Origin of the sequence: Xanthomonas sacchari (assembly GCF_024266585.1) — a bacterium.
Classification (GTDB): Bacteria; Pseudomonadota; Gammaproteobacteria; order Xanthomonadales; family Xanthomonadaceae; genus Xanthomonas_A; species Xanthomonas_A sacchari_C.
In genome coordinates this window covers 2,848,273-2,861,102 of record NZ_CP100647.1, presented here as the reverse complement: position 1 = coordinate 2,861,102, position 12,830 = coordinate 2,848,273, and the positions used below count along the sequence as shown (strand labels likewise).

General features: G+C 69.6%; 10 protein-coding genes. 8 read left to right on the top strand and 2 right to left on the bottom strand.

Features of this window, described 5'->3' with window-relative positions; translation table 11 throughout:
- Positions 1-159 precede the first annotated feature (159 nt).
- A complete protein-coding gene (locus tag NKJ47_RS11845) occupies positions 160-1,062 on the bottom strand; it encodes a LysR family transcriptional regulator (RefSeq protein WP_254458099.1) in 903 nt (300 codons plus the stop codon).
- A gap of 104 nt (positions 1,063-1,166) precedes the next feature.
- Between NKJ47_RS11845 and NKJ47_RS11840 the strand changes: the two genes are divergently transcribed.
- The 8 genes from NKJ47_RS11840 (at position 1,167) to acnB (ending at position 10,103) form a co-directional block, all read left to right on the top strand.
- Positions 1,167-2,273, top strand: coding sequence for a 4-oxalomesaconate tautomerase (locus NKJ47_RS11840; RefSeq protein WP_254458098.1), 1,107 nt, complete (start codon positions 1,167-1,169; stop codon positions 2,271-2,273).
- An 83-nt stretch (positions 2,274-2,356) separates the two neighbouring features.
- The gene (locus tag NKJ47_RS11835; RefSeq protein ID WP_254458097.1) at positions 2,357-3,409 is read left to right on the top strand and encodes an ABC transporter substrate-binding protein; all 1,053 of its coding nucleotides are present in this window, start codon (positions 2,357-2,359) and stop codon (positions 3,407-3,409) included.
- A gap of 11 nt (positions 3,410-3,420) precedes the next feature.
- Entirely contained in the window at positions 3,421-4,254 is an 834-nt protein-coding gene (locus tag NKJ47_RS11830; RefSeq protein ID WP_254458096.1) for an ABC transporter ATP-binding protein, read from the top strand.
- On the top strand, positions 4,238-5,014 hold the full coding sequence (locus NKJ47_RS11825; RefSeq protein ID WP_254458095.1) for an ABC transporter permease: 777 nt from the start codon (positions 4,238-4,240) through the stop codon (positions 5,012-5,014). The genes NKJ47_RS11830 and NKJ47_RS11825 overlap by 17 nt, the downstream gene beginning before the upstream one ends.
- A gap of 121 nt (positions 5,015-5,135) precedes the next feature.
- Positions 5,136-6,575, top strand: a complete 1,440-nt coding sequence (locus NKJ47_RS11820) for an OprO/OprP family phosphate-selective porin (protein WP_254458094.1) — start codon at positions 5,136-5,138, stop codon at positions 6,573-6,575.
- A gap of 222 nt (positions 6,576-6,797) precedes the next feature.
- The gene (locus NKJ47_RS11815; protein WP_254458093.1) at positions 6,798-7,055 is read left to right on the top strand and encodes an AbrB/MazE/SpoVT family DNA-binding domain-containing protein; all 258 of its coding nucleotides are present in this window, start codon (positions 6,798-6,800) and stop codon (positions 7,053-7,055) included.
- Complete coding sequence (locus NKJ47_RS11810; protein WP_254458092.1) at positions 7,052-7,459, top strand: type II toxin-antitoxin system VapC family toxin; 408 nt, start codon at positions 7,052-7,054, stop codon at positions 7,457-7,459. The genes NKJ47_RS11815 and NKJ47_RS11810 overlap by 4 nt, the downstream gene beginning before the upstream one ends.
- A gap of 52 nt (positions 7,460-7,511) precedes the next feature.
- On the top strand, positions 7,512-10,103 hold the full coding sequence (acnB, locus tag NKJ47_RS11805; protein ID WP_254458091.1) for a bifunctional aconitate hydratase 2/2-methylisocitrate dehydratase: 2,592 nt from the start codon (positions 7,512-7,514) through the stop codon (positions 10,101-10,103).
- Positions 10,104-10,232: 129 nt separating this feature from the next.
- Here acnB and NKJ47_RS11800 read toward each other — a convergent pair whose 3' ends face one another.
- Entirely contained in the window at positions 10,233-12,830 is a 2,598-nt protein-coding gene (locus tag NKJ47_RS11800) for a bifunctional diguanylate cyclase/phosphodiesterase (protein WP_254458090.1), read from the bottom strand.

Here is a 12,830-nt window from a genome sequence, read left to right as displayed (position 1 = left end):
CCTGATTGCGGGTGGCTTGCAGTGGCCCGCTGTCGCGAGCCTGCTTGCGTGTGCCGGGTCGTTGCGTTGCCGGCGCTGCGTCGCAGCGCGGCGCGGCCGGAAGGCGCGGCGGCCCAAGGCGTCGGGCGAAAGCTTACACGTTCAGATGTAGCGCCCGTGTCACGGCTTGCCGCGCCATTGGCTCATCAGCATCTGCAGGAAACGTTCGGCGCTGGGCGAGAGCAGCGCGCTGCGCCGGCGCACGATGCCGATGGTGCGCGAGACCACCGGATTGCCGATCGGCCGGGTCACCAGGATCGGATGCTCGCCGTCGGGCGTGGCCATCTTCGGCAACACCGACACGCCGATGCCGGCCTCGACCATGCCCAGCGAGGTGGACAGGTGGGTCACTTCGTAGTGCCAGCTCAGCTTCAGGTTCTCGCGCGCCAGCGCGCCGTCGAGCAGGGTGCGGTTGCCGCTGGTGCGGTGCACGGTGATCAACTGGTGCTGGGCCAGATCGGCCCATTCGATCCGGCGTTTCTTCGCCAGCGGATGGTCGCGGCGGCAGGCCAGCACGAACGGGTCCTCGGCGAGCACGTCGAAATCCAGGTTGGGATCGTTGGCGCCCATGAAGTTGATGCCGAACTCGACCTCGCCGCGTTCCACCGCCTGCAGGCCTTCGGTGGCCGGGATGTCGAGGATGCGGAAGCGCACGTGCGGATGCGCCTCGCGGAAGCGCGCCATCACGCTGGGCAGGAAGTAGAACGCGGCCGTGGGCAGGCAGGCGATGGTGACGGTGGCGCCGCGCGCATCGTCGTGGCCGCGCACCGAAAACAGCGAGCCGTCGAACTCCTCGATCATGCGCCGCACCAACGGCAGCAGGTTCTCGCCGATGGCGGTGGTGGCCACGCTACGGGTGGTGCGCTCCAGCAGCGGCGACCCCACCGCCTGCTCCAGCTTCTGGATGCGCCGGCTCAGCGCCGGCTGCGACATGTGCAGCGCCTCGGCCGCGCGGTGGAAGCTGCGCGTCTCAGCCACCAGCAGGAACGCGCGCAGATCGAGGATTTCGCAATTGATGCTCATTGGTAATCAATCATCGAAAAATTAGCAATTCACAGATTAATTGGGGTCATGCCAGTATCGAATCAGACGAAGACATTCATCTTCATGGCGCATCAATCTACACCATGTCCAACGATCTGACCGGCATTCCCTGCGTGCTCATGCGCGGCGGCACCTCGAAGGGGCCGTTCTTCTTCGCGCCGGACCTGCCGGCCGATCCCGCCCGCCGCGATCGCCTGCTGCTGGAGGTGATGGGCGCCGGCCACCCGCTGCAGATCGACGGCATCGGTGGCGGCAACGCGCTGACCAGCAAGGTCGCCATCGTCGACCGCTCCAGCCGCGCCGACGCGGACGTGGACTATCTGTTCGCGCAGGTGCGGGTCGAGCAGCAGGTGGTGGACACCTCGCCCAACTGCGGCAACATGCTGGCGGCGGTGGCGCCGTACGCGATCGAGCGCGGCCTGGTGCAGGCGCAGCATCCGCGCACCCAGGTGCGCATCCACAACGTCAATACCGGCAAGCTGATCGTGGCCACGGTGGAAACGCCGCATGGCCGGGTGGTGTACCGTGGCGAGACGCGCATCGCCGGGGCGCCCGGCGCGGCGGCGCCGATCTGGCTGTCGTTCCTGGATGCGGCCGGCGCGCGCACCGGCAAGCTGTTGCCGAGCGGGCGGGCGCAGGACACCATCGACGGCGTCGCGACGAGTCTGGTGGATTGCGCCATGCCGATGATGTTGCTGCGCGCCGCCGATCTCGGCGTGCGCGGCGATGCCTCGCCTGCCGAGCTGAATGCCGATGCCGCGCTGCTGGCGCGGCTGGAGGCGCTGCGGATCCAGGCCGGCGCACGCATGGGCATCGCCGATGCCGGCAGCAAGGTGATTCCCAAGCCGGTGCTGCTGTCGGCGCCGCAGCATGGCGGCGACCTGCAGGTGCGCTATTTCATGCCGCAGCAGTGCCACACCGCGCTGGCCATCACCGGCGCGGTCGGCATCGCCACCGCGGCGGCCACGCCGGGTACCTTGGCCAATACCTTCGTCGACGATGCGGCGCTGCCGCGCCGCATCGTCCTGGAACATCCGAGCGGCGCCCTGGAGGTGGGATTGAGCCGCAGCGCGGCCGATGCGCCGATCGTCGCCAGCGTGGTGCGCACCGCCCGCCGGCTGTTCGAAGGGCGGGTCTTCGCGACCTCGCCCATGTCCAACGAGGCCCGCCAATGGATCTCCGCGGCATGACATGACCTGCACCGGCCGGGCGCCTGCATGCACGCGTGCGTCCGCGACCGACAACGTACACGCTTCAATCCTGGGAGGGATCGATGTTGTCCAGAACGTTCTTCACCGCGGCGCTCGCCGCGGCCGGTCTGCTGCTCCTCACCGCCTGCGGCAAGGGCGGCGGTGACGCGGCGAGCGCCGACACCGCGCCCGTGCGCATCAGCGTCGGGTCCTACAACCTCAACAACCTGCCGTTCTTCATCGCCGACGCCAACGGCTACTTCGACCAGGTCGGGCTCAAGGTCAAGACCGAGAACTTCGCCCAGGGCGGCTCCAAGGTGCTGCAGGCGCTGGTGGCCAACTCCACCGACGTGGCGGTGGGCTTCTACGACCACACCATCCAGATGCAGTCCAAGCGCAAGGACGTGGTCGCCTTCGTGCTGCTCTCGCGCAACTCCGGGCTGGTGCTGGCCGGGCGCAACGACACCGCCTTCGATCCGGCCAGGCCGCAGACCATCAAGGGCCTGAAGGTCGGCATCACCGCGCCCGGGTCCTCGTCCGACTTCTTCGTGCGCCATTACCTCTCGCGCAACGGCATCGCCGAGAGTGCGGTGTCGCTGATCGGCGTGGGTTCGGGCGCGGCCGCGGTGGCGGCGCTGGAGCAGGGCAAGATCGACCTGTTGGTCAATTACGACCCCGCCGCGACCCTGATCAGCGAGCGCAGGATCGGCAAGATCCTGATCGATGCGCGCAGCGACGCCGGCGCGCGCCAGGTCTACGGCGGGCTGTATCCGACTTCGGTGATGTACGCCAACCGCAGTTTCCTGGAGCAGCGCCCGCAGGATGCGGAGAAGATCGTGCGCGCCGAGCAGATGGCCCTGCGCTTCATCGCCGACCATTCCGCCGAGGAGATCGTCGCCGCCTTGCCCGATGCCTATGTGTCCGGCGACCGCGCCACCTATGCGCGGGCGGTGGAGAACGCGCGCGCCATCTTCACCCGCGATGGGCGCTTCGTCGCCGCCGACCTGGAAACCCCGCTGACCGTGCTGCGCGAGTTCAACCAGGACGTGGCGCGTGCGGACATCGACCTGTCCAAGACCTACACCAACGCCTTCGTGGACCGCGCCAGCGGTGCGGCGAAGGCGGCCCAACCGTGAGCGGAGGAACCATGGCACGCAACGCTACCGTGCAACGCCTCAACGGCGCGCCGCACCTCGACCCGGCGCAGACGATGGTCGCGATCAACCACGTCACCATGTCTTTCGGCGACTTCACCGCCGTGCGCGAGGTGGACATCCAGGTCGCCGATGGCGAGTTCCTGGCCATCGTCGGCCCCACCGGCTGCGGCAAGAGCACCATCCTCAACGCGGTGGCCGGGCTGCTGTCGCCCTCGGCCGGCGAGGTCGTCATCGACGGCCAACCGGTGGCCGGCGTGCAGGAGGCGGTCGGCTACCTGTTCCAGCAGGATGCGCTGCTGCCGTGGAAGACCGCCTTCCAGAACGTGGAGCTGGGCCTGCGCTTCCGCGGCGTGGCCGAGGCCGAGCGCAGGCAGCGCGCCAACGCCTGGCTGGCCAAGGTCGGCCTGGCCGGGTTCGAGCACCGCTATCCGCACCAGCTCTCCGGCGGCCAGCGCAAGCGCGTGCAGATGGCGCAGGCGCTGATCGTGGAGCCGAAGGTGATCCTGATGGACGAGCCGTTCTCGGCGCTGGACATCCACACCCGCCACCTGATGCAGAACGAGCTGCTGCGGCTGTGGCAGGAGCAGCGCCGCTCGGTGATCCTGATCACCCACGACCTGGAGGAGGCGATCGCGCTGGGCGACCGCGTGGTGGTGCTGTCCTCCGGTCCCGCCAGCCGCGTGGTGCGCAGTTTCGACGTGGACCTGCCGCGTCCGCGCAATGTCGCCGAGATCAAGCTCGACACGCGTTTCACCGACCTGTACCGCGACATCTGGGCCTGCCTGCGCGGCGAAGTGGAGAAGAGCTATGCACGCCAAGACTGACAAACTGATCCAGCTCGCCCTGGTCGTGGCCGTGTTCGGCGGCTGGGAGGGCGGCATCGCGCTGGGCCTGATCGACCCGTTCTTCTTCCCGGCGCCGACCGCGATCGTGCAGCAGGCCTGGACCTGGCTGTCCGATACCGGGTTCTACCAGCATGTCTACATCACCCTGACCGAGACCGCGCTCGGCTACGTCATCGGTACCGCGCTGGGCGTGGCCGGCGGCGTGTGGCTGGGCCTGAGCCGGCGCTCGGCGCGGATCCTGGATCCCTTCATCAAGGGCTTCAACGCCATCCCGCGCGTGGTGCTGGCGCCGATCTTCGTGCTGTGGCTGGGCCTGGGCCTGTGGTCGAAGGTGGCGCTGGCGGTGACCCTGGTGTTCTTCACCACGTTCTTCAACGCCATGCAGGGCGTGCGCGAGGTCAATCCGGTGGTGCTGGCCAACGCGCGCATCCTCGGCGCCAACCGCCGCGACCTGCTGCGCCACGTGTACTTCCCGGCCGCGGCGAGCTGGATCCTGTCGTCGCTGCGCACCTCGGTGGGCTTCGCCGTGGTCGGCGCGATCATCGGCGAATACCTCGGCGCCTCCGCCGGCCTGGGCTACCTGATCGCGCAGGCCGAGGGCAACTTCAATGCGGTGGGTGTGTTCGCCGGCATCATCATCCTGGCCGCCTTCGTGCTGATCATCGACGCATTGCTGGACGTGATCGAGAACCGCCTGATCACCTGGCGTCCCAACGCGCAGGGCCAGGCGACCATCTGACGACCGCGCAGGCGCGCCCCGGCTCGGCCGGGGGCGCGCCTGTCGCGCGCACCGCATCCCCCGCACCATCGCAACGGGCCAGCGCCGGGCCAGGCGCCCGGCTGGCCGGAGAGACCCATCCATGCATCCACATCCCGTGCTGCCCCACGCAGCGCTGACGCTCGCGCTCGGCCTGCTGTTGGGCAGCGCCGACGCCGGCGCGCAGACCGTGCCGGCCGCGCCGGCCACGCTGAGCCAGGCCGAACTGACCGCGCTGGTGCGGCAGCAGGCGCAACAGATCCAGCAATTGCAGGCGCGGCTCGACGCGCTGCAGGCGCCCGCCGCACCGCCGGCCGCCGCGGCCGCGCCGGCAACCGCGGCGCCGGCACTGGAAGGCCGCGTCGCCGCGCTCGAGTCGGCGCAGGCCAAGGCGCCGAAGGTGTCGTGGTCGAAGGGCGCGCCGGAGTTCGCCAGCGCCGACGGCAACGTGGCGTTCCGGCCGCGCGGCCGCCTGTTCGTCGATGCCTCCAGCACCGACGGTTCCGCCGCCAGCCAGCGCAACCTGTCCGGCACCGAGATCCGCTCGGTGCGGCTGGGCGCCGAAGGCCGCTACGGTCTGCTCGGCTGGGTGGTGGAGGGCGACTTCGCCGACAACGAAGTCGCCTGGAAGTCGGTCTACGCCACGCTGGAGCACCGCCTGTTCGGCCTGCCGGCCGACCTGAGCATCGGCAATCGGCTCAACGATCGCGGCATCGACGGCGCCAGCAGCACGTCCAACACCCCGTTCCAGGAGCGCAACGTGGTCGGTACGCTGATCCTGCCGCAGCGCGGCCTGTTCGGCGTCGGCCTGACCGAGCGCGTCTACGGGCGCGATTGGCACGCCAGCCTGTCGGTGTCGGGCAACGACCTCAACAATGCCGGCGACGACAACGACAGCCTGGCCTGGGCGGCGCGCGCGCACTGGAATCCGCTGGTCGGCAAGGCCGCCACCGTGCACCTGGGCGCCTGGGCCTTCCACGAGGAGATCGCCGCCGGCGCCAGCGGGGTGCTGCGCAGTTCGGCGATCGCCGGGCACTTCAACGACCAGGTCCGGATCGCGCCGGGAACGCTGCTGGGCGCGAAGCGCAGCGACGGCTACGGCACGGAGCTGGCCGGCGTGTTCGGCCCGGCCTGGGCCAGCGGCGAATGGGGCAGGCGTAACCTGCACGGGCGCGGCGCGGCCGGCGGTTACGACCTCGCTCACCAGGCCTGGGCGGTGTCGGCCGGCTGGTTCCTGTCCGGCGCGCTGCCGGCGTATGTCGGCAAGACCGGCACCTGGGGCCGGGTCAAGGTCGCCGCCCCGGTCGGCGCCGGTGGCGCCGGCGCCTGGGAGCTGAAGCTGCGCTACGAGGACGTGGACTACGCCGAACTGCCGGGCGGCGGCCGTGGCCATGCCTGGACGCTGGGCACCAACTGGTACCTCAACGATGTCAGCCGGTTGATGCTCGACGTGATCCGCTGGCAGACCGACAACCGCAGCGGCAGCGTGCAGGGCCCGGACCAGGGCACCACCTTCAATGGTCGTTTGCAGGTGGCGTTCTGAGCCGCTGAGAGAGGGCGGGGCGGCCCTGCGTTGGCGGGGGGCCCGGCCCCGGCATCCGCAAGGGGGGGCGTGCGGTGGCTGCCGAGGATGCCGCAAGGCCGTGCGTCACTGGCGGCACCGCGCCCGGTACCTGACCGCGCGCTGTGCCGGGGCGCGTCCGGCGCTGGCGGTATGGCCGCTTGAGTATGTATAATCCGTGCATACCGAACCGGGCCTACACCAATGGAAGCCACTGTCGCCGAACGCGGTCAGATCACTCTTCCCAAGGCCGTGCGCGATGCGCTGGGCCTGAGCAAGGGCACCATCCTGAAGGTGGAGCTCGATGGCGGCCGGATCATCCTGCGCAAGAGCGTGGACGATGCCATCTCGCGCGCCCGCGGCCGCTTCAAGCTCGACGGCTTCGCCAGCACCGACGAGGCGATGCGCGCGATCCGCGGCCGCGCCCCGGGCGATCCGTTCGAACCCGACGCCGGCGCATGATCGCCATCGACTCGTCCGTGCTGGTGGATCTGCTGGCCGACGGCCCCCAGGCCGACGCCGCCGAAGCCTGCCTGCGCCAGTGTCTGAGCACCGGCCCGGTCGTGGTCTGCGACATCGTCCTGGCCGAAGTGTGCAGCGCGCTGCGCGACGGCGCCGAGGCGTTGTCGGTGCTGGAAGACATGAGCATCCGTTTCAGCGCGCTGGAGGCCAAGTCGGCCTTGCGCGCCGGCGAGATGCAGCGCCGCTTCCGCGCCCGCGGCGGCAAGCGCGAGCGGGTGGTGGCCGATTTCCTGATCGGTGCGCATGCGCTGCTGCAATGCGATGGCCTGATCACCCGCGACGACGGTTTTTTCCGCGAGTACTTCAAGGGCCTGAAGATCATCGTCCCCAAGCCCGCCGGCTGACGCCGCGCAGCCGCCGCCCCCCATCCCCACCGTTTTTTCCCGGAGAACCCGTATGTTGGAAGCCTACCGCCACCACGTAGCCGAGCGCGCCGCGCTGGGTATCCCGCCGCTGCCGCTGAGCGCGCAGCAGACCGCGCAGGTCATCGAACTGCTGAAGAACCCGCCGGCCGGCGAGGAGCCGTTCCTGGTCGAACTGCTGAGCCACCGCGTGCCCGCCGGCGTCGACGACGCCGCCAAGGTCAAGGCCTCGTACCTGGCCGCGGTCGCCTTCGGCAGCGAGAAGACCCCGCTGATCTCGCCGACCCGCGCCACCGAACTGCTGGGCACCATGCTCGGCGGCTACAACATCCATCCGCTGATCGAGCTGCTGGACAACCCGGAGCTGGGCGCGGTCGCCGCCGAAGGCCTCAAGCACACGCTGCTGATCTTCGACGCCTTCCACGACGTGCAGGAGAAGGCCGAGGCCGGCAACGCGCACGCCAAGGCGGTGCTGCAGAGCTGGGCCGAGGCCGAGTGGTTCACCAGCAAGCCGGAAGTGCCGCAGAGCCTGACCATCACCGTGTTCAAGGTGCCGGGCGAGACCAACACCGACGACCTGTCGCCGGCGCCGGACGCCACCACCCGCCCGGACATCCCGCTGCACGCGCTGGCGATGCTGAAGAACAAACGCGACGGCGCGCCGTTCGAGCCGGAAGAAGACGGCAAGCGCGGCCCGATCCAGGCCATCGCCGACCTCAAGGCCAAGGGCCACCTGGTCGCCTACGTCGGCGACGTGGTCGGTACCGGTTCCTCGCGCAAGTCGGCGACCAACTCGGTGCTGTGGTGGACCGGCGAGGACATCCCGTACATCCCCAACAAGCGCTTCGGCGGCGTGTGCCTGGGCTCGAAGATCGCGCCGATCTTCTACAACACCATGGAAGACGCCGGCGCGCTGCCGATCGAGCTGGACGTGTCGCAGATGGAGCACGGCGACGTGGTCGAGCTGCGTCCGTACGAGGGCAAGGCGCTGAAGAACGGGCAGGTGATCGCCGAGTTCGCGCTGAAGTCGGACGTGCTGTTCGACGAAGTGCGCGCCGGCGGCCGCATCCCGCTGATCGTCGGCCGCGGCCTCACCGCCAAGGCGCGCGAGTTCCTGGGCCTGCCGGCCTCGGACCTGTTCCGCCTGCCGATGAACCCGCCCGATACCGGCAAGGGCTTCTCGCTGGCGCAGAAGATGGTCGGCCGCGCCTGCGGCCTGCCGGAAGGCCAGGGCATGCGTCCGGGCACCTACTGCGAACCGAAGATGACCTCGGTGGGCTCGCAGGACACCACCGGCCCGATGACCCGCGACGAGCTGAAGGACCTGGCCTGCCTGGGCTTCTCCGCCGACCTGGTGATGCAGTCGTTCTGCCACACCGCGGCGTACCCGAAGCCGGTGGACGTCAAGACCCACCACACCCTGCCGGAGTTCATCTCCACCCGCGGCGGCGTGTCGCTGCGCCCGGGCGACGGCGTGATCCACAGCTGGCTCAACCGCATGCTGCTGCCCGACACCGTCGGCACCGGCGGCGACTCGCACACCCGCTTCCCGATCGGCATCTCGTTCCCGGCCGGCTCCGGCCTGGTCGCCTTCGCCGCCGCCACCGGCGTCATGCCGCTGGACATGCCGGAAAGCGTGCTGGTGCGCTTCAAGGGGCAGATGCAGCCGGGCGTGACCCTGCGCGATCTGGTCAACGCGATCCCGCTGTACGCGATCAAGCAGGGCCTGCTGACCGTGGCCAAGCAGGGCAAGAAGAACATCTTCTCCGGCCGCATCCTGGAGATCGAAGGCCTGCCGGAGCTGAAGGTGGAGCAGGCGTTCGAACTGTCCGACGCCTCGGCCGAGCGTTCGGCCGCCGGTTGCACGGTGCGCCTGAACAAGGAGCCGATCGTCGAGTACCTGACCAGCAACATCACCCTGTTGAAGTGGATGATTGCCGAAGGCTATGCCGACGCGCGTTCGCTGGCGCGGCGGATCAAGAAGATGGAGGAGTGGCTGGCCGACCCGCAGCTGCTCGAGCCCGATGCCGACGCCGAATACGCCGCGGTGATCGAGATCGACCTGGCAGACATCCACGAGCCGATCGTGGCCTGCCCGAACGACCCGGACGACGTGAAGACGCTCTCCGACGTCGCCGGCGCGGCGATCGACGAAGTGTTCATCGGTTCGTGCATGACCAACATCGGCCACTTCCGCGCCGCGGCCAAGCTGCTGGAAGGCAAGCGCGACATCCCGACCCGCCTGTGGGTCGCGCCGCCGACCAAGATGGACGCCTCGGAGCTGACCAAGGAAGGCCACTACGGCACCTTCGGCGCCGCCGGCGCGCGCATGGAAATGCCGGGCTGCTCGCTGTGCATGGGCAACCAGGCGCAGGCGCGCGAGGGCGCCACGGTGTTCTCCACCTCCACCCGCAACTTCCCCAACCGCCTGGGCCGCAACACCAACGTGTACCTGGGCTCGGCGGAGTTGGCGGCGATCTGCTCGCGCCTGGGCCGGATTCCGACCAAGGACGAGTACATGGCCGACGTGGGCGTGATCAAGACCAGCGGCGAGCAGATCTATCGCTACATGAACTTCGATCAGATCCAGGACTACCAGGACGTGGCCGACACGGTCGCCGCCTGATCGCTGCGGCGATGCGCTGACGCGACGTGCCGCCCACGCGGCACCGTCGCAACGAAAAAGCCCGGCAATGCCGGGCTTTTTTCGTGTGCGCTGCCGGCGGTTTCGCGGCGCCGCGCCAGCCGCCTGCGCCTAGGCCGGCGGCGCCGGCGCATGCGCGTGCAACCACTGCTCCAGCGCCGCGGCCGGCAGCGCCGGTGCGAACAGGAAGCCCTGCAGCACGCGGCAGCCCAGCCGTGCCAGGAACGCGCGTTGCGCTTCGGTCTCCACGCCCTCGGCAACGGTGTGCAGGCCCAGGGTCTCGCCGATGCGCAGCACCGAGGTGGTCAGCGCGCGCGAGGTCTGGCAGTGCTCCAGGTCGCTGACGAAGCTCATGTCCAGCTTGAGTTCGTTGACCGGCAGCTGGTGCAGGTGGCTGAGGCTGGAATAGCCGGTGCCGAAGTCGTCCAGCGACAGCAGCACGCCGCAGGCCTGCAACTGGCGCAGGTTGGCCAGCGCCGCGCCGGTGTTGGAGAGCATGACGCTCTCGGTCATCTCCAGCGCCAGGTCGGCCGGCTGCAGGCCGCAGGCGGCGAGCAGGCCTTGCACCCGCGCCAGCAACGCCGGGTCGGCGAAATTGTTCGCCGACAGGTTCACCGCCACGCGCGGCACCGGGATGCCGCGCCGGCGCCAGTCGGCCATCTGCCGGCAGGCTTCGCGCAACACCCACTGTCCCAGTTCGTCGATCAGCCCGCATTCTTCGGCCATCGGCACGAACCGCGCCGGCGAGATCGCGCCGAGATTGGGATGTTCCCAGCGCAGCAGCGCTTCCACCCCATACAGCGCATTCGGCGCCTGGCTGTGCAACTGCGGCTGGTAGTGCAGTTGCAGCTTGTTGTGGTGCAGGGCATCGCGCAGGGCGGTCTCCATCGCCACGCGTTCCTGCGCCATGCGGGTCATGTCGGAACTGAAGTAGCGCACGCTGTCGCCGCCCTCGCGCTTGGCCCGGAACATGGCCAGGTCGGCATGGCGCAGCAGGGTCTCGATGTCGTGGCCGTCGTCGGGGAACATCGCCACGCCGATGCTGGCGCTGGGGTGCAGGGTCACCTGGCCGACCACCAGCGGCTCGGCCAGCGCCAGCAGCAGGCGTTCGGCGACGCCGGCGGCCTGTTCGGCGCTGCACTGCGGCAGCATCAGCACGAATTCGTCGCCGGCCTGGCGGCCGACCAGATCGGCCACGCCCAGGGTGTCGCCGATGCGCTGGGCGATGTCGCGCAGCAGGCCGTCGCCGGCGGCATGGCCCTGGGTCTCGTTGACGCGCTTGAAGCGGTCGATGTCCACGAACAGGATCGCCACCGGCGTGCCGTGGTGTTCGGCGTCGGCCAGCGCCTGTTCGGCACGGGCGCTGAACATCACCCGGTTGGGCAGGCCGGTGAGGGAGTCGTAGAAGGCGAGCTGGTGCACGCGCGCCTTGGTCTGCTCGCGTTCCAGCGCCAGTGCGCACAGGTGCACGCACAGTTCGATCAGGCGCAGGTGCCAGGCCAGCGGCTCGCACACCTGCCGGTAGCACAGCGCGAAGCTGCCGAGTACGCGGCCGCTGCTGGACTTGATCGGGGTGGCCACGCAGGTGCCCAACTGCACGTGCTCCACCAGCCCGACGTAGTTGGCGAACAGCGGGTCGGTGCGCGGGTCGCGCACCAGCACCTGCTTGCCGCGCCAGATCGAGGTGCCGAGGGCGCCGGCACGCGGCCCCGCATGCATGTCGGTCATGGTCTCGGCGAACAGCGCCGGCATGTTCGGCGCCGCCAGCGGCTGCATGCAGCCGCTGCCGTCGACGCTGACCAGCACCGCCAGCGCCTGCGGCGCGATGCGTTCGACCTCCTTGCAGATCAGGGTCACCACGTCGATCAGTGGCTGTTCGCGGACCAGCGCATCCAGCACGTTCTTGTGCAGCACCTCGTGCATCTTGCTCTGGGTGATGTCGGTGAACGAGAGGATGTAGCGCTGTTGGCTGCCGTCCTCGCCGGCGATGGGGGTGGCCACCAGGGTGGCCCACAGCGGGGTGCCGTCCTTGCGATAGGCCAGGATGTCGGCCTGGTGGCCGAAACCGGCGCTTACGCGCTCGCGGGTCTGCTGCACGGTCTGCATGTCGGTGCCGGGGCCGGTCAGCACGCTGCTTGGCAGGTGGCCCAGGACCTCGGTTTCGGTATAACCGAATACCTGGCTGAAACCGGCGTTGGCGTAAAGGATGTTCAACTGCGGATCGCAGACGAGGATGGCGTTGTCGCTGGAGTCCAGCGCCAGCGACAGCAGCCGCATCCTGGCGTCGCGGGCGCGCTCGGCGCTGATGTCGCGCACGAACAGGACCTGCAACTGGCTGTAGCTCTGCGGTGCGCGTGCCGCGCTCACCGCCAGCCAGCGCGCCGCGCCGTCGTGGTCGCGCAACACCAGTTCGTAGTTGCCGCTGCCGTCTTCGTGCAGGCAACTGGCGAGGAAATCCGCGCGCACCTCGGCGTCGACCAGGTCGCCGAGCGGGTACCCCAGCACCTGCGCGCGCGGGCGGTTCCACAGCGCCTCGGCGGTATGGTTGAAGGCGACCACGCGCGCCTGCGGATCGACGATCAGCACGCCGTCGGGCGCGTAATGCAGGCAGTGCAGCAGGTCCAGCTCGGAACGGGCGCTCGCCACCCCCGCTGCCTCGACGCCAGCGTCGCTGGGCGCGCTCAGGGTGGTGGCGCGACGGCCCGGCAT